The sequence below is a fragment of the Flexivirga sp. genome (genome assembly GCF_035551235.1).
Classification (GTDB): Bacteria; Actinomycetota; Actinomycetes; order Actinomycetales; family Dermatophilaceae; genus Flexivirga.
This window is the reverse complement of the sequence record NZ_DASZNO010000050.1, coordinates 32,623-58,966: the sequence shown is the minus strand read 5'-3', so window position 1 is coordinate 58,966 and position 26,344 is coordinate 32,623. Positions and strand designations below refer to the sequence as shown.

Below are 26,344 nucleotides of genomic sequence, written 5' to 3'. Positions count from 1 at the left end.
CAGTCGGTCAGTCGGCGGGGCGGGTCATCGCCAGCACGTCGAGCACCCGGTCCAGGTCGGCTTCACTGATCGCGCCGCTGTCGACGTGGCCGCGTTCGACCACTACCTCGCGGATCGTCTTGCCCTCCTTGAGCGACTGCTTGGCGATGGCGGAGGCTTCGTCATACCCGACGTAGTGGTTGAGCGGAGTGACGATCGACGGTGAGGACTCGGCGAATTCGCGACAGCGGTCGACGTTTGCGGTGATGCCGTCGACGCAGCGGTCCGCGAAGAGCACGCTCACGTTCGCGAGGATCTCGATCGACTGCAGCAGGTTGTCGGCGATGACCGGCAGCATCACGTTGAGCTCGAAGTTGCCTGCTGCGCCGCCCCATGCGACCGCGGCATCGTTGCCGACCACCTGGGCCGCGACCTGGCAAACCGCTTCTGCCAGAACAGGATTGACCTTGCCCGGCATGATCGAACTGCCCGGCTGCAGGTCGGGCAGGAAGATCTCCGTCAGGCCCGTGCGCGGACCCGAGCCCATCCAGCGGATGTCGTTCGCGATCTTGGTCATGCTCGTCGCGATCGTTCGCAGGACGCCGGACAGCTCAACCAGCGCGTCTCGCGCACCCTGCGCCTCGAAATGATCGGCCGCCTCGGTGAGCGGCAACTCCATGTCATCGGCAAGCCGCGAAATCACTTCACCGGCAAGGCTTTTCGGCGCGTTGATGCCGGTGCCGACTGCGGTCCCACCGAGCGGCAGGGAACCCACCCGCGGGAGCGCATCGTGCAGGCGCGCCACCCCGAGGCGGACCTGCGCGGCATACCCGCCGAACTCCTGACCGAGGGTGACCGGGGTGGCGTCCATCAGGTGGGTGCGGCCGGACTTCACGACCTCGGCGAACTCGGTCGCCTTCCGCTCCAGCGCCTCCGCCAGATGCTCGGACGCGGGGATCAGCTTGCGCACGACGGCACGCGTCGCGGCGATGTGTATGGCGGCAGGGAACTGGTCATTGGAGGAGAACGGGTCGTTCACGTCGTCGTTGGGATGCACCGGCTCACCCAGCGACTCCTGGGCCAGCGTCGCGATGACCTCATTGGCGTTCATGTTCGAGGAGGTGCCCGAACCGGTCTGGAAGACATCGATCGGGAACTCCGCATCCCAGTCGCCGCGCGCCACCTCGGCAGCGGCGTCGTGGATCGCCTGCGCCTTGCGCTGATCCAGCATGCCGCGCTGCGCGCGGATGAGCGCTGATGCCCCCTTGATCGACGCGAGTGCGCCGATCAGCTCACGCTCGATCGGGCGGCCCGAGACCGGGAAGTTCTCCACCGCGCGCTGGGTCTGCGCGCGCCACTTGGCGTTGACCGGAACCTCGATGTCGCCCATCGAGTCGTGCTCGGTTCGCGTAGCGTCCTCTGAATCACCGTGTGGTGCCATCGTTTTCGACTCCCGTCAATGACGTCGGCCGAAGGCGTGGATCAGCCGACTTCGGCTCGTCCACCAGTCTGCCACTCGACACATCAGCAGTGGCGGCCGAGGAGCCCCACGAGCGGTGCCCTGAGGAGCACGTGAGGGACGAGCGTGTGTCTCGAAGGGGAACGAGCGGTGGCTCCTCGAGGTCTCAGCCGCCCGACCCTGCCTGCATCGGGGCACGGCCGACGGGTTGCTGGGGGCGCGGTGTGATCGGCTTGGGCACCTTCGTGGCCCGTGATGCCGGCTTCCCGGACCGCAGGATGAACGTGCGCCCGTAGTGCTTGATCGTCGTGTGCGCGTCGGGGCCGTCCTCGAGCTGGTAGATCGTGCGCTCGTGCGTGACCTCGACCCGGATCTTGCAGCCCTGCCAGCGGATGGTGAACGCCAGCCGTTCGATGCCCTCGGGGAGGGCGGGCGCGAAGCTCAACTGTCCGTGGTGGTCCCGCATCCCGCCGAAGCCACACACCAGGGACAGCCAGGCACCGGCCAGGGACGCGACGTGCACGCCGTCCTTGGTGTTGTGTTCCAGGTCGTGCAGGTCCATCAACGCTGCTTCGGTCGCGTAGTCGTGCGCGAGGTCGACGTGCCCGACCTCGGCCGCGATGACGGCCTGCGTGCAGGCCGACAACGATGAGTCCCGAGTGGTCAGCGGTTCGTAGTAGGCGAAGGCACGCGCCTTCTGCTCGGTGGTGAATTCGTCGCCGCACCAATGCATTGCGAGGATCAGGTCAGCCTGCTTGATCACCTGGCGCGGATAGATGTCGACATACGGGTAGTGCAGCAGCAGCGGGTAGCTGTTGCTGTCGTACGTCTCCTGGAAGTCCCACACCCGGTGGTTGGTGAAGTCGGCGTCCTGCATGTGGACGTCGAGCTCGTCGTCATACGGCACCGCGATCGTCTCGACCGCCGCCCACCACCCGGCGCGCTCGGCCTCGGTGACCTTCAGCTCCTTGGCAAGCTTGGGCCACCGCTCGACCGCCTCGGCGGCATAGCGCAGGTTCCGAGCGGCCATCAGGTTGGTGTAGACGTTGTCGTCCACGACCGCGCTGTATTCGTCCGGACCCGTCACACCGTCGATGTGGAATCGGCCATCCTTGCCGTGATAGCCGCTGCCGGCCCACAAGCGCGCGGTGCGGACCAACAGGGGCAGCGCGACCTCACGGTCGAACTCCTCGTCGTTGGTCCAGTAGACATAGCGTGCCGCGGCCACCGCGATCGCCGCATTGACATGCAGCGCTGCGGTGCCGGCCGGCCAGTACGCCGAGCACTCCTGGCCGCGGATGGTGCGCCACGGAAAGGCAACACCCTTGAGTTTCAACGTATTCGCGCGTTCTTCGGCGAGATCGGCGATGGACAACCGCCACATCAACGCGTCGCGTGCAGCTTGTGGCGCGGTCGCGGTCAGCACCGGAAGGACGTACATCTCGCTGTCCCAGAAGCAGTGCCCGTCATACCCGGGACCGGTCAGGCCCTTCGCCGGTATGGCGCGCCCCTCCGCCCGTGCGCCGGCTTGCAGCACGTGCCACAGCCCGAAACGAACTGCCTGCTGGATGACCGGATCACCGTCCACCTCGACGTCGGCGCCGTCCCAGAACTCATCGAGATACGTGTGCTGCTCGGCAACCAGGTTGTCCCACCCGGTGTGCCGCACCGCGGACAGTGCGGCGTCGACCTGGTCCCGCAGGGCGGGCAGGGTGCGTTGCGAACTCCAGCCGTACGCAACGAATTTCGTCAAACCAAGGCTCTCGCCGGGCTGCAGCTCGGTGCCGACCGTGGTGCGGGTCCAGTCCGGCTGCACGTAGGTGTTGCTGTGGAAGTCGTTCCCGTCGCTGTGGATCTCGTGGTCGCTTGCCACCGCCACCCGCAGCTTGCTGCGCCGGGTGCGGTGGATCAACTGCGAGCGGTCGCCGGAGTTGGATGCCTCCTCCGGCTTCAGAGGGTCCTTCAGCGCCGCAGCCACCCGCGGGTCCTTCGACTCCACCGCGAGCTTCTCGTTGGCGACCATCTCCGACTGCATGACGATGCGGACCGGCCTGTTGACCGCTTCGACCGAGTAGCGGATGCCAAGGATCGCCCGCTGGGTGAACGACACCAGGCGGGTGGAGCGGATGTGCACCTGGGTGCCCGCCGTGGTCTCCCAGATCAGGTCCCGGTGCAGCAGACCCTCACGCATGTCGAGTGAACGCTCCTGGTGCCGTACCACGCCATACCGCAGATCGAGTGGTTGGTCGTCGACGAGCAGCCGGATGATCTTGCCGTCCGTGACATTGACGATCGTCTGTCCCTCTTCGGGGTAGCCGTAGCCTGCCTCGGCATACGGCAGCGGACGCTCCTCGTAGAACGAGTTGAGATAGGTCCCGAGCAGGCCGTTCGGCGTCGACTCGTCGTAGTTGCCGCGCACGCCGATGTGGCCGTTGGACAGTGCGAATACCGACTCGGATTGCGCGAGATTGCCTGGGTGCACACCGAGTTCGCGGACGCGCCACGGCTCGACGGTGAATTCGCTCTTGGCGTTGTCTGCCACGACTCAGCCCTTCTTCTCGATGAGTTCGGAGAGGTCCTGCACGACGATGTCGGCGCCGCTTCGCTTCAACGCATCCGCGTGCCCGACGCGATCCACCCCGATGACGAAGCCGAAGTTGCCTGCGCGCCCGGCGGCCACCCCCGACGTCGCGTCCTCGAAGACCGCCGCTTGGTCGGCAGTGGCGCCGGCGAGTTTCGCGCCCGCGAGAAAGGAGTCCGGTGCGGGTTTGCCCTTGATGTGCTGCTCGGCCAGCGTGACCCCGTCGACGCGTCCCTCGACATACTGCTCGAGGCCGGTGACCTTCAGGACCATCTCGGTGTTCGCGCTGGAGGACACGACGATGCGGTGCAAGCCCTGCTCCTGCGCGAGTTCCAGATAACGCCGACTGCCCTCATAGACCTTGACGCCGTTGCGCTCGATCTCGTCCTGCAGCTTCTCGTTCTTCCGATTGCCCAGTCCCCACACGGTTTCCGCGTCGCCTCCGTCGGTCGGTGCACCGTCGGGCAGCCGTATGTCGCGCGATGCGAGGAAGTCGCGCACGCCGTCCTGCCGCGGTTTGCCGTCGACATACTTGTTGTAATCGTCCTCGGTGAAGGGCTGAAAGTCCTTGCCGTCCTTGGCTTCCAAGTAGGCATCGAACATCTGCTGCCACGCCGTGCGGTGCACGCTGGCAGTGTCCGTGAGGACCCCGTCCAGATCGAAGAGACAGGTCGTGATCGAGTCGGGCAGTCCCAGCATCGAACGTTCCTTCGTCGTGTCGGCAATTCGCTCGTCGTGCCCGCACGAGGTCGTGGGGCTCTTGGCAGGCTAGACCCGAACGAGGCGTCGTCATGGACGTTCGGACGCCGTGTCCGAACATGCGGAACGGCCCGGCTCCGCGCGGGAGGCACGAAGTCGGACCGATGCAGTGAGCGTCAGGCCGTGGCGTGACCGGCCAGCGCGTCGACCGCTGCTCGCAGCGCGTCCGGGTTGTCCGCGGCCTCGATGACCGCGTCGACGGCCGCGTCGTTGCTGGCGAAGATCGCCGCGAGGACGACGCCGGCGGCCACTCCTCGGTCGCGACCCTCGGCCATGTGCGCGGCACGCAGCTCACTGCGCAATCCCTGCAGCACACGGCGCATGCTCGCCGTCACCCGTTCGAACCGGCGGCTGCGCGGGCCACGTCGGCCGCGACCACCGGGACCGAAGCCGGCGAACCCCTCGCCGAATCCTTCGAATTCACCGCCCCAGGGACCTCTGCCGTGCGGGCCACCGCGCCGCGGACCGGCTCGGTGCTCCTCGCGCTCACCCCGCTCCTCGTCGCGACCACGCTGGTCGCGCCCGCCGCGACCACGGCCGCGGCGTTGTCCCCAGCGCTGCGTGATGTCCTCACCGAACGCGTCGCGCACGGCGTCGCGGACCTTGTCCAGGTCGATGCCGATCGCCTTCAGGGCCTCCCGGTCCTCATCGAGGCTTTCCGACGATTCCGTCGACGCATCCGACTCGTCATCCTCCGTGCGAAGGTCTTCGTGCTTCTCCGCCACGACCCGGCGCACCCAGTCATAGGTGACGCCCTGCTCGGCCAGCACTGCGTATGCCGCACCGCGCACATTGGCCAACAGGCCGAGCAGCAGGTGGTCGGGCCCGAGCAGATCGTGCCCGAGCTCCCGCCGCTCCTCGACCGCCTGCATCATCGCTATCCGTATTTCTGAATCCACTGAACGAAACATTGCTCAATCTCCTTGAAGTTCGTTGTTTCCCAGTGCGTTTCACTGGGGTGCACCGCCGAGGGCGTCATACGACGTCGGCTCAGGAGTGCTTCTGGTGAACGGCTTGCCGGCTGACCTGCAGGACATCGGCGATGGCCTGCCAGCTCCATCCGCGCTCCCGGGCATTGCGCACCTGCACGTCCTCCAACCGGTCGGCGAGGACTCGGAGTGCACGCACTGCTGCCAGCCCCTGCGCGGGGTTCGTGCTCGCAGCAGCCTCGGTGAGCTTCAGTTCGTCGTTCATGTGTCAATAAAACCTGACACTTCCCATGTTGTCAACCAACCCTGACACGCCCCGCCATGCCGAATGACGGCTTCTTCGGCGACTGACGGCCCGATCCGACCGTCAGTCGCCGAGGAAGCCGTCACTCGCGATGGGGGTGGCCGGGACGGGACGCGTAGCGTGGAGTCGGTGAGCACTCCGACATACACACTCCAGGACGGCACGGCGCTCCCGGCGATCGGTTTCGGGACCTATCCGCTCAAGGGCGACGAGGGCGTGATGGCGATCGGGGCGGCACTCGCCGCCGGCTACCGATTGCTCGACACCGCAGTCAATTACGAGAACGAAGCCGAGGTCGGTGAGGCACTGCGCCGGTCCGGTGTGCCCCGCGATGAGGTGCGGATCCAGACCAAGATCCCCGGCCGGCATCACGCGTATGACGACGCTCTCGCCTCGATCCGGACGTCTCTCGAGACCCTCGGGATCGACCACATCGACGTACAGCTCATCCACTGGCCGAACCCGAGCGTCGACAAGTACGTCGAGGCGTGGAAAGCCCTGGTGACGGCACAGCAGGACGGGCTGGTCACCACGATCGGCGTCTCCAATTTCACCGGCGCCCACCTGGAGCGGATCATCGAGGCCACCGGCGTGACGCCAGCCGTCAACCAGATCGAGCTGCACCCCTACTTCCCGCAGGCCGAGATGCGAAAGACCAACGCCGACCTCGGGATTCGCACCGAGGCGTGGAGTCCGATGGGCAAGCGACAGGCGCCCTTCGACGAGCCACCGGTCGCCGACGCAGCCCGTGCGCACGATGTGACACCGGCGCAGGTCATCCTGCGCTGGCACCACCAGCTCGGGTCATTGCCACTGCCCAAATCCGGCACGCCGGAGCGTCAGCAGGCCAACCTGGACATCTTCGGCTTCGAGTTGTCCGACGCCGAGATGAGCGCGATCACCGGCCTCGGCAAGCATGATGGCCGCCTCTTCGGCGGCGACCCCAACACCCACGAAGAGATGTAACCTCACCCCGCGTCCTCCGGCCCACTGCGCACGCATGGGTCAAAGACACTTGCCGAGAGGACACCAAACACATCCAGAGGACACCCGATTTCGCCTTTTTCGGGCCGATTCAGGTGTCCTCTCGGTCATCGGGTGTCCTCTCGGCAAGAGGGGCGTATGACGCGCGACGCGCCGCCCGGCGCAGCACGACGAGCACCGGACGCCCCAGCGCGGCGATGGCCACCGCATTCGTGATGGCCCGGCCGGTGTCCCAGCCACCGGTCGAGGTGACCAGCGTGTAGACACCGAAGCGATGCAGGTTGTCCAGCAACGAATCCGTCGGCACGTAGGCGAGATTCGCGTGGTGTCCGAGGTCGACGCCGGCCAGGAAGGGCCAGGTGTAGAGGTTCATCAGGGCGCCGAACGCGTATGCCGCGATGACGCCATAGACGATGAGCATCACCACCTCACGTGTCCCGCGGACGCCACGCGGCAGCAGGCCGGCACCCATCCCGATCCACGCCGAGCAGAGCATCTGGAAGGGCAGCCAGGGGCCGACACCTGCGGTGATCAGCGCCGACGCGAACAGCGATGTACAGCCGAGGACGAAACCGAACCCCGGTCCGAACACCCGCCCGGCGAGGATCAACAAGAAGAACACCGTCTCGATCCCGCCGGTGCCGCCGCCGGTCGGACGCAGCGCCGCATCCACCGCGGACAGCACACCGAGTATCGCCAGAGCCTTGGAATCCATTCCCCCGTCGGCGAATTCGGCCAGTATGACGAAGACCAGCAGCGGCAGCGTCACGGCGAAGATGATCGGTGCGTCTGTGACATGCGCGGTCCCGGATGCGGTGTGATGCGTCAGCAATGGCCAGCAGAACATCGCCAGTCCGGCGATCGTCATCAGCACCAAGACCAGGGCGCTGCGCGGACGCAACGGCACCGCATGTCCGCTCAACGTGGTGACCAGGTCCGGCCGCTCATCCGCCGTCGCGGGATCCGCCACCGGGTTCATGACGCACCCGGCAAAGCGTCCGCGACGTCCTGCACGGTCAGGAACTGCTGTGGTGCGAGGACTTTGGCGACCTGTGGCGCGAAAATCGGTGAGGAGGCGACGACCTCAGCCGTCGGGCCGTCCGCGATGACATCACCGTCGGCGAGGACGATCACCCGGTCGGCGAGGCCCGCGACGAACTCCACATCATGGGTGGCCACGAGCACCGCGTGCCCGTCGGAGGCCAGCTCCGCAAGCTGCCGGATCAGCAGCGCCTTCGCGCTGTAGTCCAGGCCACGGGTCGGCTCGTCCAGCAACAGCACGCGCGGCCGAGCAGCGAGCTGGATCGCCACCACGAGTGAAAGCCGTTGTCCTTCCGACAGATCCCGCGGATGCTGCTCGTCGTCGATACCGGGTGCCAGTTGCTCCAGCAGCGCGCGAGCCCCCGGCCCGGCCGCGGCGCACTCCTCGCCGACACTCTCCAGATAGAGCAGATCGGCGGCCGTCTGCGGCACCAGCCCGACGCGCGGCGACTCGGTGCCCGCGCGCTTGCCGCGCCCACCCGCGGTCTCGACGCCGTCCACGACGACCGATCCCGCGCTGCGCGGCCCGCTGCCCTGCAGCGCCCACAGCAGCGACGACTTCCCGGAGCCGTTACGGCCCATCAGCGCGGTGACCGTGCCGGCCGCGAGTTGCAGGTCGACCTCCCGCACGGCGACGTGTTGCCCGTAACGCACGGTCAGCCCGTCCGCGCGCAGCACGATCTCACCGGCCGGCCGGCCCCTGGGCGCCGGCTCGGCGAGCGTCCCGCGCAACGGACGCGCCGCCCGGCGGGCGTCGCGCACGGATAGCGGCAGTGGCGTCCACGAGCACAGCCGCCCCAGCTCCACCACGGGCGGAGCGACAGGTGCATCGATCATCATCGTCGCCGGGTCCCCGCTGCGAACGACACCGTCCCCGGCAAGGGTGATCACCGAATCGGCATACTGCACAGCCCTTTCCAGTCGGTGCTCGGCCATCACGACCGTCGTCCCGAGGTCGTGCACCAGGCGAGTGATGGCGGCGAGCACCTCCTCGGCAGACCCCGGGTCGAGCGCGGACGTCGGCTCGTCGAGCACCAGCACCCTGGGCGCCGTCACCAGAGCGGCACCGATCGCGACGCGTTGCTGCTGCCCTCCGGACAGCGTGGCCAATGACCGACTGCGCAGCCCGGCGATCCCGAGCAGGTCCAGCGTCTCCTCCACCCGCTTGCGCATCGTCGCCGGCGAAACACCCAATTGCTCCATTCCGTAGGCGAGTTCGTCCTCGACCGTGTCGGCGACAAATCCCGCCACCGGGTCCTGGCCGACCCTGCCGACCACGTCCGCCATCTCACGCGGCGGGTGATCCCGGGTGTCCATGCCGGCGACCGTGACCGTGCCGGAGAGCCGGCCGCCGGTGAAGTGCGGGACCAGCCCGTTGATCGTGCCGAGCAGCGTCGACTTGCCGACACCGGTGCGGCCGACGACCAGTGCGAGCTCGCCCTCCTCCACGTGCAGGTCGACGTGCGACAACGCGAGCGCGGCCGAATCGGCATACCGCACGGAGACATCGCGCAACTCGATCACGCCGACACCTCCTCACCCGGTATGGCGCTGGGCGGCGACACCGCTGCAGCGAGCAAGCCGATCACCGCGGCGACCAGTGGCAGGAGGTCAACGACCGGCCAGTCCACCGGTGTCGTCGAGGGATTCAGATGTGCCGGAGCGTACTGCGTGGCCAGGATCATCAGGACGCCCGACGCGAGACCGCCCGCGGCAACCGCCGCTGCGGTGAGGTCGAAACGCTCGACCCGGTAGCGGGTGACGGTGCGCTCGCGCGACGAGAACGCCAGCCCGAGCGCCGCAAGCGCGACGCCGAACACGAAGGCGGGCCAGCGGAATACGGCCGGTGCACGGTCGTCCAGCACCCCGAAGATGCCGATGCAGACCGCGATCAGGCCGACGACGGTCAGCACGCCGAGCAGCCGGCGGGTGCGCACCGGCGTCGCCCCACGCCTGCCGTAACCACGCGAATCCATCGCAGCCGCAAGGAGAAGCGACCGGTCAAGCGCATCCGCCAGCACCGGGACCACGATCCGGCGCACGACGTGCCACTTGGGACCGTGGTCCGGCCGCAGCTGCTGCGCCCGCCGCACCCGCCGGATGCTGTCGGCCATCTGCGGGAACACGGACACCGCGACGACCACGACGGTGCCGATGTCGTAGAGCCCGATCGGCACGACCTTGAGCAACCGCTTCGGGTTGGCCAGCGAGTTGGCGGCGCCGATGCAGATGATCATCGCGGCGAGCCGCAGGCCGTCATACAGGCCGTCGAGCAGGTCGGACAGGTGCACCGGTCCGAGCAGGCTGACGCCGGCTGCCCAGTCCGGCAACGGGATTCGCGGCAGGTCGAGCACGACCGCCCCGCCGCCGGACGACCCGAGGAAGCACCGGAACGCGACCCGGACCAGCACGATGAACGCCCCGAGCAGCAGGTAGAGCCGCAGAGAGCGCGACCACGGGGCGTTGCCGCGGCGGAGCACGACGACGAAGCACGCGACACCGATCAGCAGCAACAGCAACAACGGGTTGGTCGTGAAGGATGCCGCCACCGCCAGACCAATCGCCCACAGCCACCAGGCGATCGGATGGACCGGAGCGGGCAGACGCGTCACCCGAGTGTGCGCCTGCGGATGATCGCGACAGCCCCGCCACCAACGACGAGCGCGGCCAGGACGATGCCGCCGACGACGGTCGTAGCGTTGATGCCGGAGGACTTCTCGGAGTGCTTGATCAGGTCGTCACTGTTGGTCATCGGCGCCCCGGCGACATTCGTCGGGCCGCCGGACGAGGCGCCCGCGACGGCGGGCGAACTGGACGATCCCTTGCTGTGCTTCGCCTTCGACGAGCTCGACCGGGCGGCGGAGCTGCTCGTCTTGTCCGCAGGCTTCTTCGTGGCAGAGTGCGCGGCGCTCGACGACACGGTCGACGTCGGCTGCGACACTCTGCTCGAGGTCGAATTGCCCTTCGGGGCAACGGTTTTCGAGGCTTTCGGCGCGGTGGTTGTCGTATGGCGCGGCGGCGCGGGCGGCCGGGTCGTCGTGTGTGTCGCCGGTGGCTTCGGCGCGGCGGGCCGGGTCGGGGTGAAGCGCGGGGAGTAGTTGGTGCCGCCCTGGCTGAACGCCCAGCCCTCGAAACCACCGGCGATGACATGGCTGCTGGAGGCACCGTCACCACTCGCCGACCACGACCCGCCGTTCGGAGCCTGGGTGTACCACCAGTGCGCGTTCGGAGGAGGGGTCCGTCCACACGTCTCGTGGTAGCCACCGGGCAGCTCGGTCGTCGCGGACGGCTTGCCGTAGAGCCGGCAGATGAAGGCCAGGCCGTACTGCCGGGTGCCCTCCACCGGGATCCCGGCCGCCTGCAACGCCTGCACCCCGCTCGCGCCGCCACCGACCGGCGCACACCGCACCGCGATGCCACCGCCGAGTTCACGGAAGTCGACCACCACCGTCACACCGGAGCTCGTCCTGCAGTAGCCGTCGTAGCCGGCCGCCTGCGCCGGGGCGGCCGACCCGACATACGCGAAAGAGGTCGCGGAGGTGGCGAGCGCGAGGGCTGCGGCCGAGCGAACCGGGCGGCTGGGCATGACGGGCGTGGGGTCCTTTCGTGTCGCGACTCCTCGCGTGCGACACGTTCTCGCCCGCGACTGCAGTCCTCGACAGTCAATCCGGTGATCGGTGGAGCAGGTATTCCGACTCGTGACCGACCGTCACTCACGGCTGCGGGACAGCGCCGGAATCGCACCGGCTTCCCCTGCTCGCACCTCGACGCTCCACAACGGGCGTCAACTCAAAAGGTTAGCAGCGCTTGTGCAAAGTCCCGGAATGCCGCAAAGTCTCGCAGGTGACCTCCGGACCCACCCTCGACGCGGCGGCCGCCGTGGACCTGCTCGCCGATATCGCCACCGCGAACGACCGGGTCATCATCGGCCTGACCGGCCCGCCCGCCACAGGGAAATCGACCGTTGCCGAGCAGCTGGCCCGCGGCTGCATCGAGCGCGGCCTGCGCACCGTGGTCGTGCCGATGGACGGGTTCCACCTGGCACAGGCCGTGCTCGACGAGCGCGGCTGGGCACCGGTCAAGGGAGCGCCGCAGACCTTCGATGCCCTCGGGTATGTCGAACTGCTCGCCCGCATCCGCCGGGAGCGCAACCGCACCGTGTGGGCGCCGGCCTTCGACCGGTCGCTCGAGGAACCGATCGCCGGCGCGATCGCGGTCGCGCCGGACACGCAGGTCGTGCTCACCGAGGGCAACTACCTGCTGCTGCCGGACTCACCCTGGTGCGAACTGCGCGGGCTGCTCGATGCCATCTGGTATGTCGAAACCCCCGACGAGCTCCGCCGGGAGCGGCTGATCGAGCGGCACCGCAGCTACGGCCGCAGCACCTCCGAAGCGACCGAGCGTGCGCTGGGCTCCGACGAGCGCAATGCCGAGCTGGTGCGGTCGACGCGGGAACGGGCGGGCGCCATACTCCTGATGCCGTGAGGCGCCGGGAGCCTGTGACGGATCCCACGTGCTCGCGGTGTGTCACGGCGCGTACGGAGGCAACCTGGACGTCGGTTGTGCGTCTACCCACCGTGAGGTGCAACGCGATGATCGCTGGACGGCAGCCGGTTCCCGGCCTGCCGCGATGCGGCGTTCCCTTCCACAGCGACGACTCGTTAGGGTCTGGGCGAGGGGTCGGGGTGTCATGACGCTCACCGTGCCCGCCGTGTATGCCGAAAGGCCGTATCGCTTGGGAGGTCGGGTCCATGACCGTGGCTCGCTCCCTGACCTCGAGCCGATGACCGCGGATGACTCGGTCGATCTGGCCGAGCTCTACCGCACGCACCACCTGCAGATGGTGCGCCTGGCGCGGCTGCTGGTGGACGACACGGCCAGTGCCGAGGACGTGGTGCAGGAGGCGTTCCTCGGGATGCACCGCAACCGTGCCGCGCTGCGAGACTCCCGGGCCGCGGTCGGTTATCTACGACAGGCGGTCGTCAACCAGTCCCGGTCGATGCTGCGCCGGCGCCGCACGGTCCGTGCCCATCTGAAGGTCGCCGAGCCGGAGATCGCGCCACCGGCCGACGCCGACGTGATCCTCGCCGAGGAACACCGGGAGGTGCTGCGTGCGGTCGACCAGTTGCCGACCCGGCAGCGCGAGGTGCTCGTGCTCCGCTACTGGTCGGACATGTCGGAGGCGGAGATCGCCGACGCACTCGGCATCAGCAAGGGAACCGTGAAATCACAAGCAAGCCGGGCGATGGCCACGCTCAACAAGATCATGCAAGGAGGCGCACCCGATGAATCCGTCTGAGCAGCACGACCAGGAGGACCTGGAGCGCCGCCTGCGTGACGCGTTCGCCGCGAAGGCCCTGCAGATCTCCGACGCCGACCTGGACCGCGACCGCGAGGACGAGGTCGCGGCAGTCTTGAGCCAGCGGCGCCGAACCAGCACCGCGACGCGGATCTTCGCCGGGATCGGTGCGGCTGCTGCCGCTGCCGCGATCGTCGTGGTCACCGTGCTCGGGCTGCACGACGGCGGGAAGCACGAGGTTGTCAACGGCCTGCCGCCGGCGATGACCACGAGCTCGGCCAGCACAACGCCCAGCACCACCCGAAGCACCGAGAAGCCGACCACCGCGTCGGGGCCGTCGGCGCTCAATGAGCCCGCCACACCCAGCAACGGTCGCAACACCACACTCCCGTCGTCCGCGGCCAGCACCCGAAGCTCGACGGCACCGACGACCGGGGCGAAGTCGTCCTCGAGCACGAAGTCCTCCGCACCGCCGCGCTCCGCGTCCGCGCTGACCAGCTCGAACTCGCCGAACCTGTCGGCGACCGCCAGCCGGCCGCCTGAGATGTCGTCGAGCCTGCCCCAGTCGCGCCCGCTCGGCGATCAGGAATACACCGGCGCGGTGCCGCTCGAGGACCCGTCCGATGGCACGACCCGGATGCTGTCGATGCCGTCGGACACCACCTGGAAGCGCACCGCGGAGGGCGGCAACAGCCTGACCGTGCGGATCACGTACCTGCCGACCGACATCGAGGCCTACTGGCGCCAGGCTCTGCCGGGCGAGGGCTGGGTCGAGAACGGCTCCGGCTGGAGCTACCCGGGAACGTCATACACGGTCAGCGCGATCACCGACAAGGGCAGCTTCACCGTCACCTGGTGAGCGCCGGCGCCGATCGCTCAGAACTTGTCGAACGGTGTGGCGTAACGGAATTGGCCGGTCCGGCCGTCATACCGGCTGAGGGTGCGGACCTGGAAGTAGTCGCCCCACGACACGTCGGGCGCGACGATCCCGACGTCGCGTGCCGGCACGAAACCGAAGCGGCCGTAGTAGGCCGGCTCGCCGAGCAGTGCCACGAGACTCTCGCCCCTGGCGTCGGCTGCGGCGAGGACCGCCTGCACCAGCGCGGAGCCGATGCCGGTCCCCTGTCGCTGGGGGCTGACACTGAGCGGGCCGAGCCCGAGCGCGCCCCGGTCGTACTTGCTCCGGTCGTCGATGCTCTGGTCGTCGACGTGGGCGCGCGTGCAGACGATGTGGCCGATCACTGCGTCGTCCTCGGTCGCGACCAGTGACAGCTCGGGGATCCAGCTGGGGTCGTCGCGCAGCCACGACACGAGCGTCGCCTCGCCGGGATCACCGCCGGGCTCGACGGGCGGCGCGCTGTGCGCGGCGCCACGGAACGCGGCTGCTGTCACTGCCCGGATCGCTTCGATGTCGCCGGGCTGCTCTGGTCGGATCAACACCTGGGAACCGTCACGCATCCGCCCGTATGACGTCAACAGGTTTGTCGCGCAATCGATCGAACGATAGCGACCTACCAACTCAACCCTGGGCCGATGATGGCCCGCGCCGCGAACATCAACAGCTAACGCGTCAGTCTCGATCCGCCCCGAGCGTCCGGCCGATCCCGGACCGCCACGCGGCATGCTGCTCCTCGCGCAACTGCGGACTGATCTGCGGATCCCACTGCCCGGCGCGGTGCCAGTTGCGGCGCAACACCCTGATGTCCGACCAGTAGTCCACGGCGAGCCCCGCAAGGTATGCCGCGCCGAGGCTGACGGTCTCACTGATCGTCGGCCGCACGACCGACACGTCGAGGACGTCGGCGACCATCTGCATCATGAGGTGGTTGGCCGTCATACCGCCGTCGACGCGCAGCGACTTCAGCGGCACGCCGGCGTCGGCCGCCATGGCTTCGACGACGTCGCTGGTCTGCCACGCGCACGATTCGAGCACCGCACGTGCCAGGTGCCCGGCCGTGACGAAACTGGTCAGCCCGGAGATGACACCGCGAGAGCCGGATGACCAATAAGGAGAGAACAATCCGGTGAATGCCGGCACCACGACACACCCGCCGCTGTCGTCCACAGTGCGGGCAAGTGTCTCGATCTCCGGCGCTGTCTTGATCAGGCCGAGCCCGTCGCGAACCCACTGCACGAGTCCGCCCGCGACGGCGATGGAACCCTCGAGCGCGTATGCCTTCGAGCCGTCGGCCAGCTGGTAGGCGACGGTCGGCAGCATCCCGTGCGTGGAGTGCACGATCTCGTCGCCGGTGTTCATCAACAGGAACGCACCGGTGCCGTAGGTGCACTTGACCTCGCCTGCCTCGAAACAGGTTTGGCCGAACAGCGCACCCTGCTGGTCGCCGACGGCAGCAGCGACAGGGACACCGGCCAGCGCACCGGTGGCCGTGCCCACGACGGCGGACGACGGCACGATCCGCGGCAGGATCGCCTCGGGCACGTCGAAGAACTCCAACAGGTCCGGATCCCACTGCAACGACTCAAGATTCATCAACAGCGTCCGACTCGCGTTGGTCACGTCGGTGACGTGTATGCCGCCGTCCGGGCCGCCGGTGAGGTTCCAGATCAGCCAGGTTTCCATCGTCCCGAGCAGCAGATCGCCGCTGCGCGCGCGGTCCCGAAGTCCGGGACGGCTGTCCATCAGCCAGGACAGCCGCGGCGCCGTGAAGTATGACGCCGGCGGGATCCCGGCCCGCTTCCGGAAGAAATCCGCACCGGGGTCGTCGAGCAGCCGATCGGCGATCGCGCGAGTGCGGGTGTCCTGCCAGACGATCGCCGGACACACCGGCCGGCCGGTCCCGCGCTCCCACAGGACGAACGTCTCGCGCTGGTTGGCGATGCCGACCGCGGCCACGTCCGAGACCGAGATGCCGAGGTCCGCGAGCGCCTCGGGTATGACGCGACGCGTGTTGTGCCAGATCTCGGCGGCGTCGTGCTCGACCCAGCCCGGGTGCGGGAAGATCTGCCGGTGCTCGCGCTGACCCATGCCGGCGAGCCGCCCGTGCTGGTCGAAGAGCATCGCCCGGGTCGAGGTGGTGCCCTGGTCGATGCTGAGGACGTACCGCGCGGACATGGCTGACTACCAGCGCTTCGACATGAGGGCGTGGCTGGTACCGCGGGCGGCTTCATGCAACGACGACAGCACGTCGTCACGGGCCTCCCGCGAGGGCGTGAGCACCTGCGCCACCGTCCCACGGATCCCGAGCGCCGCGACCACCATCCCGCCGTGGCTCCGGACGGGTACCGCGAGCCCAGCGACGTCACCGCGGGAACCGGCGATGTGGATCGCCGAACCACGCCGCCGCGCAACCGCGACCTCCTCGCGCAACCCGCCGACCGTCGGGTTCGCACGCGCCGCATCGGTATCGAGGAGCAGGTCCTCGAGCAGCTGGGCGCCGATCGGGCTGAGCGCCAGCAGCACCTTGCCCTCGGCGGTCGCCGCGAGGTCCACCCGGTCACCGATCTCCACCCGCTGCGGTGCGGGTGAGGCGCTGAATACGTGGTGAGCGGTGACTCCTGCCGTGATCTCTGCCGGCGGTGCGTCGGGCAGTACGACGAGCCGCGCGGACAGGCGGGTCCGCGCGGCCAGCGCATCCACCCAGTTCGTCGCGCGGGAGCGCATCTCGTTGATATCCATCGGTTTCAGGCGTGCGGCCAGCACGTCGCCCGCCAGCAGATAGTCGCCGTTGCCCGGGTCCTGCTCGACGAAACCGACTTCGACCAGCGTCCGCACGATGCCGTGCACGGTGCTCTTGCTGAGTCCCAGGGCTCCCGCGAGCTCCCCCAGCGGGCGCCCAAAACCACCGGCGAGCAGTCGCATGATCGCCGCCGCTCGTTCGACCGATTGCACACTCCCCGGCATACATCCCGAGGGTAATCGACGGGGTGCCTTCGACAATGTCAAACGGCTCGAACCCCCTCTGTCCACAACGGCTCTACCTTGACGATGCGCCGCGCATTTGTGATGCGGCTCACACGCCTGGGAGAGGTACGCATGCCATGAAGAATCCAGCTTTTCCACGACATGAGGTGAAGACACCATGAGCGCCGTCACCGCACCGATGAAGCACGGCTTCGGACTCAAGCAGATGGGCGGGATATGGGGTGAGTGCGCGGCCGAGTTCCTCGGCACCTGCGTGCTGATCCTCTTCGGCGACGGCGTCGTCGCGATGGCTGTCGCAGCCCTGCCCGGCTCGGGCCGCGCCGAGAACGCCACCACGATCTTCCTCGCCTCCGGCGACTGGTTGCTCATCACCTGGGGTTGGGCGTTCGCGGTCTGCTTCGGCGTCTACATCGCCGGTGGCGTCACCGGCGCGCACCTGAATCCGGCCGTCACACTCGCGTTCGCCGTACGACGCAAGTTCCCCTGGCGCAAGGTCGCCCCCTACTGGATCAGCCAGCTGGTCGGAGCCTTCGTCGGCGCTGCCCTGGTCTGGTGGAACTACCACGACTCGATCAACGCCTACGACCACGCCGCGGCCAAGGGCGGCGCAACGCTGGTCAGCGGTCACACGAATGCGACGTTCTCGATCTTCGCGACCTTCCCGTCGCCGGCGTTCAACGGCTCCATGTGGGGGCCGCTGCTCGACCAGATCATCGGCACCGCGTTGTTGCTGCTGTGCATCGCGGCAGTCGTGGACGCCCGCAACACCATCGTCAAGGCGAACCTCGCCCCGCTGATCATCGGCTTCTCGGTCGCCGCCATCGGTATGAGCTTCGGCGCCAACGCCGGGTACGCGATCAACCCCGCACGTGACCTCGGCCCGCGCATCCTGGCCTACTTCGCCGGCTTCGGCGAGTTGGCACTACCCGGAACAGTCCACGGGCCAGGCGGTTTCAGCGGCTACATGTGGGTACCGATAGTCGGCCCACTGATCGGTGGTGTCGTCGGCATCGTCGTCTACGACCTGTTCATCGGCAAGGCACTGGATGCCCGAGCCGCGGTGGGCGCACCGGAGGAGGCACCCGAGCAGGTGCCCGAGAACGACGACGACCTGGACTGAGCGACGACCGGCGTCGACGCCCAACACCTCACAGCACCAAGACTTTTCACTACTGCAGGAGACAACATGCCTGATTTCGTAGGCGCCCTTGATCAGGGCACGACCAGCACCCGATTCATGATCTTCGACCACGGCGGCAACGAGATCGCCAAGCGTCAGCTCGAGCACGAGCAGATCATGCCGCAGGCCGGCTGGGTCGAGCACAGCCCGCTGGAGATCATCGACCGGACCCGGACCGTCATGGGTAGCGCGTTGGCGAACGCCAACCTGCAGGCCAGCGATCTGGACTCCATCGGCATCACCAACCAGCGCGAGACCACCGTCGTCTGGAACAAGAAGACCGGGCGTCCCTACTACAACGCGATCGTGTGGCAGGACACCCGCACCGACCGGATCGCCTCCGCTCTCGAGCGGGACGGCAAGGGTGACGTCATCCGCCAGAAGGCCGGCATCCCGCCGGCGACGTACTTCTCGGCCGGCAAGATCCAGTGGATGCTCGAGAACGTCAACGGGCTCCGGGAAGCGGCGCAGAACGGCGACGCGATCTTCGGCAACACCGACAGCTGGGTGCTCTGGAACCTCACCGGCGGCACCGATGGTGGCGTCCACGTCACCGACGTGACCAACGCCAGCCGCACGATGCTGATGAACCTGGAGACGCTGGACTGGGACGACGAGCTGTTGTCGTTCTTCGACATACCCCGCTCGATGCTGCCGGAGATCAGGCCCAGCTCGGACCCGAACTTCTACGGCACGACGCTGCGCAGCGGCCCGATCGGTGGCGAGGTGCCACTCGCCGGCGACCTCGGCGACCAGCAGGCCGCCACGGTCGGGCAGGTGTGTTTCGCGGCCGGCGAGGCGAAGAACACCTACGGCACCGGCAACTTCCTGCTGATGAACACCGGCGAGGAGATCGTCCGCAGCAAGAGCGGGCTGCTGACCACGCCCGCCTACAAGTTCGGCGACAGCCCCGCTGTCTACGCACTCGAAGGCTCGATCGCGGTCACCGGTAGCGCCGTCCAGTGGCTGCGCGACCAGCTCGGCATCATCTCCGGTGCCGCCGAGACCGAGCAGCTCGCCCGGCAGGTGAAGGACACCGGCGGCATGTACTTCGTGCCCGCGTTCTCCGGACTGTTCGCCCCCTACTGGCGCTCGGACGCCCGCGGCGCGATCGTCGGTATGTCGCGCTTCAACACCAACGCACACCTGGCCCGGGCGACGCTGGAATCCATTTGTTACCAGAGCAAGGACGTCGCCGACGCGATGGAGAAGGACTCCGGCGTGAAGCTCGACGTGCTCAAGGTCGACGGCGGCGTCACCGCCAACAGCCTGTGCATGCAGTTGCAGGCCGACATCCTCGGCGTCCCCGTCTCCCGGCCGGTCGTCGCGGAGACGACCGCGCTGGGTGCGGCATACGCAGCGGGGCTGGCGACCGGCTTCTGGAACAACACCGACGAGCTGCGCGCCAACTGGAACGAGGACAAGCGCTGGTCGCCGGAATGGAACGACGAGCAGCGGTCCACCGGGTATGCCGGCTGGCAGAAGGCCGTCAAGCGGACGCTCGACTGGGTCGACGTCGAGTGAGACCGACGACGATCCGCCATCGCGCGGTCGGATCGTGCCCGGCAACCACCGGCACGAACCGGCCGCGCGATGTCCGCGCCCCGCTCTTACCTAAGCTGGAAGGCACCGGTTGTCCTCAGACCGCCGGCGGCCAGGAGGAACTTTCATGGTGATGCAGCCCAACAGCGCCCGACTCGGGCCCGAAGAGCGCGTGCAGGCGTGGAAAGACCTGCAGGAGCTCGAATTCGACGTCCTCGTCATCGGCGGAGGAGTCACCGGTTCCGGCGCCGCGCTCGATGCCGCGACCCGCGGACTGCGCACCGCGCTGGTCGAATCCCGCGACTTCGCCAGTGGCACGTCCTCGCGCAGCAGCAAGCTCTTCCACGGCGGGCTGCGCTACCTCGAGCAGATGAATTTCGGCCTCGTCGCCGAAGCGTTGCGCGAGCGCGAACTCATGCTGACCACCATCGCGCCGCACCTGGTGCACCCGGTCTCGTTCCTCTACCCGCTCTCACACCGCGGCTGGGAACGTCCTTATGTCGCAACGGGTTTGGCGATGTACGACCAGATGGGCGGCGCCCGGTCGGTGCCTCGTCAGAAGCACCTCACGCGTGGCGGTGCGCTGAAACTCTTCCCGAGCCTGAAGTCGGACTCGCTGGTCGGCGCGGTCCGCTACTACGACGCACAGGCCGACGACGCACGGCACACCATGACCGTTGCGCGCACCGCCGCGCACTACGGCGCAGTGGTCCGCAGCTCGACCGAGGTCGTCGAGATCGTCCGGGAGGCCGACCGCGTGGTCGGCGCTGTCGTCCGGGACGTGGAGACCGACGAGCGGGTCACGGTCCGCGCGAAGGTCGTGGTCAACGCGACCGGTGTCTGGACCGACGACGTCCAGCGGATGAGTGGCGGCCGCGGCCGGTTCCGGGTCCGCGCCTCCAAGGGCGTGCACATCCTGGTCCCCCGTGACCGGATCGCCGGCGAGGTCGGGCTGATCCTGCGCACCGAGAAGTCGGTGCTGTTCGTCATACCGTGGGGCCAGCAATGGCTCATCGGCACGACCGACACCGACTGGACCCTCGATCTGGCGCACCCCGCGGCGACCGCGTCGGACATCGAATACCTTCTGGAACACGCGAATTCGGTGCTCGCAACGCCGATCACCAAGGACGACATCCTCGGTGTGTATGCCGGACTGCGCCCCCTGCTCGCGGGTGAGAGCGAGGACACCAGCCAGCTGTCCCGCGAGCACGCCGTGGCTCGGCCGCAACCCGGACTGGTGTCGATCGCCGGTGGGAAATACACCACCTACCGGGTGATGGCCAAGGATGCGATCGACATCGCCGGCAAGGACCTCGGCGAGATCAAGGAGTCCGTCACCGACCGGGTGCCGCTGGTCGGCGCCGACGGGTATGCCGCAATGGTCAACCTCACCAGGGAGTTGTCCGAGCAGACCGGCCTGCCGCCGTGGCGGATCGAGCACCTGCTCAACCGGTACGGATCCAAACTGGACGAGCTCCTGGCGCTGACGGCCGAGGACCAAACCCTTTTGGAGCCGGTCAAGTCCGCGGAGACCTACCTGCGGGTCGAGCTGAAGTACGCCGTCACCCACGAGGGCGCGCTGCATCTCGCCGACGTGCTCGCGCGCCGCACCCGCATGTCGATCGAGACCAAGCACCGTGGTGTCGACGCGGCCGAGGAGGCTGCCGACATCATGGCTCCGCTGCTGGGCTGGACCGACGAGCAGAAGCGCACCGAGATCGAGACGTACCGCGAGCGCGTCGCCGCCGAGCGCGCCTCACAGGAACTCGACACCGACTCCGAGAGCGACGCCGCACGCCTGCGCGCCCCGGAGATGCGTCAGGGCCTGCGACGGGTCACCGCGACCAAATAGCGCTCAGCGAAAGGCATCCGGGGCGACCCGCAGGATCCGGTCATCACCGGGTCGCGGGTCGCCCCGGGTGTCGGTGTTGTTGGTCAGCACCCACAGGGACTTGTCCGGCGCCACCACCACGTCCCGCAGCCGCCCGTAGGTCCGCACGAAGAACTCCTTGGACGTGGTCGGGTGCGCGACGGGCACCGTGATCAGCCGTTGCCCGCCGAGCGCCGCGATGTAGATCGTGCCGCCGAGGATGGCCATACCGCTCGGGCTGGCCTCGGACGTCGGCCACTGCTGCACCGGGTTCCGGTACTTCGCGGGTTGAGTGTCGTGAGGGACGAGCGACGTATCGAAACCCGTCTTCGACCGGCCTTCATAGAGCGGCCAGCCGTAGTTGCCACCCGGGACGATGCCGTTGAGCTCATCCCACGTGTTCTCACCGAACTCCACTGCGAACATCGTGTGATCGGCGGCCCACGCCATCCCCTGCACGTTCCGATGCCCCATCGACCACACCCGACTGTTGGGGAACGGATTGTCCTCCGGCACGCGACCGTCCGGCTCCATCCGCAGGATCTTGCCGGCCAAACTCCCTCTGTCCTGGGCCAATTCACGCTTCGTGCTGTCACCGGTCGAGACGTAGAGCTTGCCGTCGGGGCCGAACTCCACACGTCCGCCGTTGTGCACCACGCCGGCCGGTATGCCGTCCAGGAGCTGCTGTCGTCCCGTCAATCGGACCCGACCACCTCTGGCCGAGCAGGGGTATCGCGCAACGTGGTTGGTGTCATCGTCGGCTGTGTAATAGACGACCAGCCAGCCGTCGCGAACCGCCATACCGAGCAGGCCGCCTTCGCCACCGTGCTTCACACCGGGCACGGTGAGCACGTCCCTCAGCTCTCCGTCGGCCAGTTGGCGGATGTGCGCGTCGTCCCGCTGGCTGATCAGGGGTATGCCGTCCACCCACACCACCGACCACGGCGCAGCGAGACCCGTGACGACGTCGGTCACACCCGATGGGGATGTCGGCGATCCACCGTCGTGAGGCGCTGAATCTCCCCCGCTGCCAGAGCTTTCCGAGGTGCACGCGCCCAAGGCAGCCGCGAGGGACGACAGACCACACGCGGCCAACACCGCGCGCCGACTCGTCACCGGTTGCCGCCCCATCGCCACCACCACCCGACTCCATCGTGCCGCACGGTCCATCCGAAGCGCCTGGAAACGAAGAGGGTCGGGGTCCCCGCGAAGTATTCGGAGGAGCGTGTCGGGGCCCCGCGAAGTATCGGAGGAGCGGAGCGGGGGAGAACTTCGTGGGGTGACGGAGCGGGGGAGAAACTTCGTGGGGTGACGCCATACAGGATTCGCACAGCATGGACATAGACTTGGCCATGGCCGCGCACAGTCAGCGGGGAGAGGGTGGACCACCATGAGCAACACATCTGGCCTCAAGCGACCCGACGGATCCCCCGTGCGCGTTCTCGTCGTCGATGACGAGAGCAACCTGACCGAGCTCCTCTCGATGGCATTGCGCTACGAGGGCTGGGACATCAAGAGTGCCGGCACCGGCACCAGCGCGGTCCGCACCGCCAAGGAGTTCCGGCCCGATGCGGTCGTCCTCGACATGATGCTGCCCGACTTCGACGGCATGGAAGTGCTGCGCCGGTTGCGCGACGAGGACCCGACGCTGCCGGTGTTGTTCCTGACCGCACGCGACGCCGTCGAGGACCGGGTGGCCGGGCTGACCGCCGGCGGCGACGACTACGTCACCAAGCCTTTCTCGCTGGAGGAGGTCGTCGCACGGGTGCGAGCCCTGCTGCGGCGCTCCGTCGCGATGACCGCGGACTCCTCCTCGACCCTCGTCGTGGGCGACCTGCGACTGGACGAGGACAGCCACGAAGTATTCCGCGGTGACACCGAGATCTCCCTGACCGCAACGGAATTCGAGTTGTTGCGCTACCTGATGCGCAACCCGAAGCGGGTGCTGTCCAAGGCGCAGATCCTCGACCGCGTGTGGCACTACGACTTCGGTGGCCAGGCCAATGTCGTCGAGCTCTACATCTCCTACCTGCGCAAGAAGATCGACGCCGGTCGCAGCCCGATGATCCACACCATGCGCGGCGCCGGTTACGTCCTGAAACCCGCCAGTTGAGCAGGGCTCGACGGCTGACCGGAATTCTGCGATGACCACCACCGCGTCCTGGCGCCCCAGCCGCTGGACCCTGCGCACCAAGCTCGTCGCGTGGATGTTGCTGCTCTTCCTCGTCGTCACACTCGCAGTGGGTGCGCTGAGTGTGTGGCAGCTCAGCCGCACCCTGCGGTCGCAGATGGACGCCCAGCTCTATCAGTCCGCTCGACGTTTCAACGGTCAATACAGCGACACGATCGGAGGGCCACCGCCTGTCGCCGGCGAGTCGATCCGGGTGACGCTGCTGACCTCGAGCGGGCAGCTCGCTCCGCTGGCAGTGCGCTACAAGGACGGCACCACCGGAGTCGAGACGGACAACTACGTCTACGGCTTCAAGACCCCTCGCGCACTGAGTGACAAGCAGGTGTCGATACTGCAGAAGGCCGGCATCGGCGATGCGCCGCAAACTGTCGAATTGGGCAGTTACCTGGGCCGATACCGAGTGATCGCAGTCAATTCCGAGGCCGGTGTGGGCATTGGTCCTTCGCTTCGGAACGCGAGTGTCACGACCATCATCGGCCTGCCGATGGGCCCGAACCAGTCGACGGTCGTCAAGACCGCCGTTGCGATCGGCCTGCTCAGCGGCTCCGGCGTGATCCTGGTCGCGCTGGCTGCGACATACATCGTCCGCCGCAACCTGGAACCGCTGCGCCGGGTTGCCGCGACGGCGACCCGCGTCTCGAAGCTGCCGCTCTCCTCCGGTGAGGTGGTCATGCCGGAGCGTGTCGAGCCGCGCGACACCGACGAGGGCACCGAGGTCGGTCAGGTCGGCGCTTCGCTGAACGACATGCTCGACCACGTCTACAACGCGCTCAGCGCACGTCAGGCCAGCGAGATGCAGGTGCGGCAGTTCGTCGCCGACGCCTCGCACGAGTTGCGCACTCCGCTGGCCTCGATCCGCGGGTATGCCGAGCTGTCCCGTCGCGAGACCCAGCCGGTGCCGCAGGGTGTGACGCACGCGCTCGGCCGCATCGAGTCCGAGGCCGACCGGATGACGACGCTGGTGGAGGACCTGCTGCTGCTCGCCCGCCTGGACTCCGGCCGGCCGCTCAACGTCGAACCGGTCGAGTTGCCGATCGTCGCGATCGAGACCATCAGCGATGCCCGGGCGGCCGGCCCGGACCACGTCTGGGGTCTCGACCTGCCCGAGGAAGGCGTCGAGATCGAGGGCGACGAAGCCCGGATCCGGCAGATCCTGATCAACCTGCTCGGCAACGCCCGCAAGCACACTCCCCCGGGCACCCATGTCGTCATGTCGGTGCATCCACAGGACGACGGTGTGCTGCTGCAGGTCCGCGACGACGGTCCCGGCATCGCCCCCGAACTCGTGCCGCGCATCTTCGAGCGGTTCATCCGCGGCGACGCCGCCCGGACCCGCACCGAGGGATCCACCGGCCTCGGCCTGTCCATCGTGTCGGCCGTCGTGGCTGCCCACCACGGGAAGGTCGACGTGACATCCCGACCGGGCGAGACGGTGTTCTCCATCTGGTTGCCGCGCCGCCAGTCCGCGCGCGGTCCTGCCGCCCCGAGCCCGGCAGCGCCGCGCGACCCGCGAGTGCCGGTATGACGAGTGCGCCCCGCCATACCCGACTGAAGCACCAGCTGAGCAGCTTCGCGATCATCGGCATCGCGAGCACCATCGCGAACGTCGTGCTCTTCTACGTGCTCAACCTGACGATGAACGCGCAGGTGGCCAACGCACTGTCGCTGATCATCACGACGATCCTCAACACCGCTGCCAACCGCCGCTTCACCTTCGGCGTCCGTTCCCGCGAGGGCGCCGGCCGCGCGCAACTGCAGGGCCTCGTGCTGTGGCTGATCATGTGGGCCGCGACCGCACTCGCGTTGTTCCTACTCCTGCATGCCAATCCGGACGCGTCGCACACCGCGCAGTCGGTGGTCCAGCTCGCCGGCAACGTCGTGGCGACGATCATTCGCTTCGTCATGCTGCGTCGCTGGTTCGCACCGAAACCGGCTGTCGCTGCTGGTGATTCCCGAGTAGAGCGTTCAGCCTGATCCCCGTTGACGGTCGAAACGGCGATTGACGCCGCTGCTGCACCGTCAACCGCGGTTTCAGCCGTCACTCGCCGGATCGCGGAGGCGGAGGGAGCCGTCGCGGTCGGGCGCTCGTACCTCGCGCCCGAGCCGTTCCTCCCGGCATCGCTCCGCCTCCAACATCGACAAAGGGACGGCTGTCGCGAGCGTGCTCGCGACAGCCGTCCCTTTGTCGATGCGGAGGCGGAGGGATTTGAACCCTCGATGGGGTTTTATCCCCAAACCCGCTTAGCAGGCGGGCGCCATAGACCAGACTAGGCGACGCCTCCAGTGCCTCACGTGTGGTGAAGCGTGGCAAGGCTACCCAAGAGGGATGCCCGAGTTCAA

Annotated in this window: 23 protein-coding genes, 1 tRNA gene and 1 riboswitch; of the genes, 10 read left to right on the top strand and 14 right to left on the bottom strand. The window is 68.0% G+C overall.

Translation table 11 applies throughout. The features are described from left to right. Window positions 1-7: 7 nt before the first annotated feature. The 5 genes from VG502_RS19640 to VG502_RS19620 all read right to left on the bottom strand — a co-directional run bounded on the left by VG502_RS19640 (window position 8) and on the right by VG502_RS19620 (window position 5,972). The gene (locus VG502_RS19640) at window positions 8-1,420 is read right to left on the bottom strand and encodes a class II fumarate hydratase (protein ID WP_325551862.1); all 1,413 of its coding nucleotides are present in this window, start codon (window positions 1,418-1,420) and stop codon (window positions 8-10) included. Window positions 1,421-1,604: 184 nt separating this feature from the next. Beyond that, window positions 1,605-3,980, bottom strand: a complete 2,376-nt coding sequence (locus tag VG502_RS19635; RefSeq protein ID WP_325551860.1) for a glycoside hydrolase family 65 protein — start codon at window positions 3,978-3,980, stop codon at window positions 1,605-1,607. A gap of 3 nt (window positions 3,981-3,983) precedes the next feature. Continuing rightward, window positions 3,984-4,718 (bottom strand): beta-phosphoglucomutase family hydrolase, encoded by a 735-nt coding sequence (locus tag VG502_RS19630; RefSeq protein ID WP_325551859.1) that lies wholly within the window; start codon window positions 4,716-4,718, stop codon window positions 3,984-3,986. A 176-nt stretch (window positions 4,719-4,894) separates the two neighbouring features. After that, window positions 4,895-5,689 carry a Clp protease N-terminal domain-containing protein gene (locus VG502_RS19625; protein ID WP_473964775.1) on the bottom strand — a complete coding sequence of 265 codons (795 nt, stop codon included), beginning with the start codon at window positions 5,687-5,689 and terminating at the stop codon, window positions 4,895-4,897. Window positions 5,690-5,768: 79 nt separating this feature from the next. Further along, complete coding sequence (locus VG502_RS19620) at window positions 5,769-5,972, bottom strand: RNA polymerase subunit sigma-70 (RefSeq protein ID WP_325551857.1); 204 nt, start codon at window positions 5,970-5,972, stop codon at window positions 5,769-5,771. Window positions 5,973-6,140: 168 nt separating this feature from the next. Here VG502_RS19620 and VG502_RS19615 point away from each other — a divergent pair, with 168 nt between their 5' ends. Continuing rightward, window positions 6,141-6,977 carry an aldo/keto reductase gene (locus VG502_RS19615; protein WP_325551856.1) on the top strand — a complete coding sequence of 279 codons (837 nt, stop codon included), beginning with the start codon at window positions 6,141-6,143 and terminating at the stop codon, window positions 6,975-6,977. 109 nt (window positions 6,978-7,086) lie between these two features. On the opposite strand, the gene VG502_RS19610 is transcribed toward VG502_RS19615, so the two are convergent. The 4 genes from VG502_RS19610 to VG502_RS19595 are packed head-to-tail and all read right to left on the bottom strand — an operon-like array spanning window position 7,087 to window position 11,622. Further along, entirely contained in the window at window positions 7,087-7,974 is an 888-nt protein-coding gene (locus VG502_RS19610) for an ECF transporter S component (RefSeq protein WP_325551855.1), read from the bottom strand. Continuing rightward, entirely contained in the window at window positions 7,971-9,560 is a 1,590-nt protein-coding gene (locus VG502_RS19605) for an ABC transporter ATP-binding protein (RefSeq protein WP_325551854.1), read from the bottom strand. Before VG502_RS19605 ends, VG502_RS19610 begins: the two co-directional genes overlap by 4 nt. Further along, window positions 9,557-10,648, bottom strand: coding sequence for an energy-coupling factor transporter transmembrane component T (locus VG502_RS19600; protein WP_325551853.1), 1,092 nt, complete (start codon window positions 10,646-10,648; stop codon window positions 9,557-9,559). Before VG502_RS19600 ends, VG502_RS19605 begins: the two co-directional genes overlap by 4 nt. Continuing rightward, window positions 10,645-11,622 (bottom strand): hypothetical protein, encoded by a 978-nt coding sequence (locus VG502_RS19595; RefSeq protein WP_325551851.1) that lies wholly within the window; start codon window positions 11,620-11,622, stop codon window positions 10,645-10,647. Before VG502_RS19595 ends, VG502_RS19600 begins: the two co-directional genes overlap by 4 nt. Window positions 11,623-11,700: 78 nt before the next feature. Beyond that, window positions 11,701-11,826: riboswitch (cobalamin riboswitch) on the bottom strand. A 53-nt stretch (window positions 11,827-11,879) separates the two neighbouring features. On the opposite strand from VG502_RS19595, the gene VG502_RS19590 reads away from it, so the two are divergent. The 3 genes from VG502_RS19590 to VG502_RS19580 all read left to right on the top strand — a co-directional run bounded on the left by VG502_RS19590 (window position 11,880) and on the right by VG502_RS19580 (window position 14,194). Further along, window positions 11,880-12,521, top strand: coding sequence for a nucleoside/nucleotide kinase family protein (locus tag VG502_RS19590; protein WP_325551849.1), 642 nt, complete (start codon window positions 11,880-11,882; stop codon window positions 12,519-12,521). A 298-nt stretch (window positions 12,522-12,819) separates the two neighbouring features. Beyond that, window positions 12,820-13,335 carry an RNA polymerase sigma factor gene (locus VG502_RS19585; RefSeq protein WP_325551847.1) on the top strand — a complete coding sequence of 172 codons (516 nt, stop codon included), beginning with the start codon at window positions 12,820-12,822 and terminating at the stop codon, window positions 13,333-13,335. After that, entirely contained in the window at window positions 13,322-14,194 is an 873-nt protein-coding gene (locus VG502_RS19580) for a hypothetical protein (protein WP_325551846.1), read from the top strand. Before VG502_RS19585 ends, VG502_RS19580 begins: the two co-directional genes overlap by 14 nt. A 17-nt stretch (window positions 14,195-14,211) precedes the next feature. Here the strand turns inward: VG502_RS19580 and VG502_RS19575 are convergent, their stop codons facing one another. The 3 genes from VG502_RS19575 to VG502_RS19565 form a co-directional block, all read right to left on the bottom strand. Next, a complete protein-coding gene (locus VG502_RS19575) occupies window positions 14,212-14,775 on the bottom strand; it encodes a GNAT family N-acetyltransferase (protein ID WP_325551845.1) in 564 nt (187 codons plus the stop codon). A 130-nt stretch (window positions 14,776-14,905) separates the two neighbouring features. Continuing rightward, entirely contained in the window at window positions 14,906-16,408 is a 1,503-nt protein-coding gene (gene glpK, locus VG502_RS19570) for a glycerol kinase GlpK (RefSeq protein WP_325551843.1), read from the bottom strand. Between the two features lie 6 nt (window positions 16,409-16,414). After that, the gene (locus VG502_RS19565; RefSeq protein ID WP_325551841.1) at window positions 16,415-17,197 is read right to left on the bottom strand and encodes an IclR family transcriptional regulator; all 783 of its coding nucleotides are present in this window, start codon (window positions 17,195-17,197) and stop codon (window positions 16,415-16,417) included. Window positions 17,198-17,375: 178 nt separating this feature from the next. On the opposite strand from VG502_RS19565, the gene VG502_RS19560 reads away from it, so the two are divergent. The 3 genes from VG502_RS19560 (at window position 17,376) to VG502_RS19550 (ending at window position 21,795) form a co-directional block, all read left to right on the top strand. After that, on the top strand, window positions 17,376-18,338 hold the full coding sequence (locus VG502_RS19560; protein WP_325551840.1) for an MIP/aquaporin family protein: 963 nt from the start codon (window positions 17,376-17,378) through the stop codon (window positions 18,336-18,338). Between the two features lie 66 nt (window positions 18,339-18,404). After that, window positions 18,405-19,922: a glycerol kinase GlpK gene (gene glpK, locus VG502_RS19555; protein WP_325551839.1), complete on the top strand. Its 1,518-nt coding sequence runs from the start codon at window positions 18,405-18,407 to the stop codon at window positions 19,920-19,922. A 145-nt stretch (window positions 19,923-20,067) separates the two neighbouring features. After that, on the top strand, window positions 20,068-21,795 hold the full coding sequence (locus VG502_RS19550) for a glycerol-3-phosphate dehydrogenase/oxidase (protein ID WP_325551838.1): 1,728 nt from the start codon (window positions 20,068-20,070) through the stop codon (window positions 21,793-21,795). A 3-nt stretch (window positions 21,796-21,798) separates the two neighbouring features. On the opposite strand, the gene VG502_RS19545 is transcribed toward VG502_RS19550, so the two are convergent. Beyond that, on the bottom strand, window positions 21,799-22,788 hold the full coding sequence (locus VG502_RS19545; RefSeq protein WP_325551837.1) for a PQQ-dependent sugar dehydrogenase: 990 nt from the start codon (window positions 22,786-22,788) through the stop codon (window positions 21,799-21,801). A gap of 415 nt (window positions 22,789-23,203) precedes the next feature. Here VG502_RS19545 and VG502_RS19540 point away from each other — a divergent pair, with 415 nt between their 5' ends. From VG502_RS19540 to VG502_RS19530, 3 genes are read left to right on the top strand one after another with little or no spacing between them, the layout of a single operon-like run. Then, entirely contained in the window at window positions 23,204-23,926 is a 723-nt protein-coding gene (locus tag VG502_RS19540) for a response regulator transcription factor (protein WP_325551836.1), read from the top strand. 31 nt (window positions 23,927-23,957) lie between these two features. After that, window positions 23,958-25,529 carry a HAMP domain-containing sensor histidine kinase gene (locus tag VG502_RS19535; RefSeq protein ID WP_325551834.1) on the top strand — a complete coding sequence of 524 codons (1,572 nt, stop codon included), beginning with the start codon at window positions 23,958-23,960 and terminating at the stop codon, window positions 25,527-25,529. Then, window positions 25,526-25,978 carry a GtrA family protein gene (locus VG502_RS19530; RefSeq protein WP_325551832.1) on the top strand — a complete coding sequence of 151 codons (453 nt, stop codon included), beginning with the start codon at window positions 25,526-25,528 and terminating at the stop codon, window positions 25,976-25,978. The genes VG502_RS19535 and VG502_RS19530 overlap by 4 nt, the downstream gene beginning before the upstream one ends. A gap of 217 nt (window positions 25,979-26,195) precedes the next feature. Here VG502_RS19530 and VG502_RS19525 read toward each other — a convergent pair. Beyond that, window positions 26,196-26,286, bottom strand: a tRNA-Ser gene (locus VG502_RS19525). Window positions 26,287-26,344 lie beyond the last annotated feature (58 nt).

Excerpts from the sequence above, each read along its gene's own strand:
- VG502_RS19620 (WP_325551857.1), bottom strand. The coding sequence starts at position 5,972 with ATGAACGACGAACTGAAGCTCACCGAGGCTGCTGCGAGCACGAACCCC.
- VG502_RS19595 (WP_325551851.1), bottom strand. The coding sequence starts at position 11,622 with ATGCCCAGCCGCCCGGTTCGCTCGGCCGCAGCCCTCGCGCTCGCCACC.
- VG502_RS19560 (WP_325551840.1), top strand. The coding sequence starts at position 17,376 with ATGAGCGCCGTCACCGCACCGATGAAGCACGGCTTCGGACTCAAGCAG.
- VG502_RS19640 (WP_325551862.1), bottom strand. The coding sequence starts at position 1,420 with ATGGCACCACACGGTGATTCAGAGGACGCTACGCGAACCGAGCACGAC.
- VG502_RS19585 (WP_325551847.1), top strand. The coding sequence starts at position 12,820 with ATGACCGCGGATGACTCGGTCGATCTGGCCGAGCTCTACCGCACGCAC.
- VG502_RS19565 (WP_325551841.1), bottom strand. The coding sequence starts at position 17,197 with ATGCCGGGGAGTGTGCAATCGGTCGAACGAGCGGCGGCGATCATGCGA.
- glpK (WP_325551839.1), top strand. The coding sequence starts at position 18,405 with ATGCCTGATTTCGTAGGCGCCCTTGATCAGGGCACGACCAGCACCCGA.
- VG502_RS19530 (WP_325551832.1), top strand. The coding sequence starts at position 25,526 with ATGACGAGTGCGCCCCGCCATACCCGACTGAAGCACCAGCTGAGCAGC.
- VG502_RS19550 (WP_325551838.1), top strand. The coding sequence starts at position 20,068 with ATGGTGATGCAGCCCAACAGCGCCCGACTCGGGCCCGAAGAGCGCGTG.
- glpK (WP_325551843.1), bottom strand. The coding sequence starts at position 16,408 with ATGTCCGCGCGGTACGTCCTCAGCATCGACCAGGGCACCACCTCGACC.
- VG502_RS19540 (WP_325551836.1), top strand. The coding sequence starts at position 23,204 with ATGAGCAACACATCTGGCCTCAAGCGACCCGACGGATCCCCCGTGCGC.
- VG502_RS19580 (WP_325551846.1), top strand. The coding sequence starts at position 13,322 with ATGAATCCGTCTGAGCAGCACGACCAGGAGGACCTGGAGCGCCGCCTG.
- VG502_RS19535 (WP_325551834.1), top strand. The coding sequence starts at position 23,958 with ATGACCACCACCGCGTCCTGGCGCCCCAGCCGCTGGACCCTGCGCACC.
- VG502_RS19610 (WP_325551855.1), bottom strand. The coding sequence starts at position 7,974 with ATGAACCCGGTGGCGGATCCCGCGACGGCGGATGAGCGGCCGGACCTG.
- VG502_RS19630 (WP_325551859.1), bottom strand. The coding sequence starts at position 4,718 with ATGCTGGGACTGCCCGACTCGATCACGACCTGTCTCTTCGATCTGGAC.
- VG502_RS19625 (WP_473964775.1), bottom strand. The coding sequence starts at position 5,689 with ATGTTTCGTTCAGTGGATTCAGAAATACGGATAGCGATGATGCAGGCG.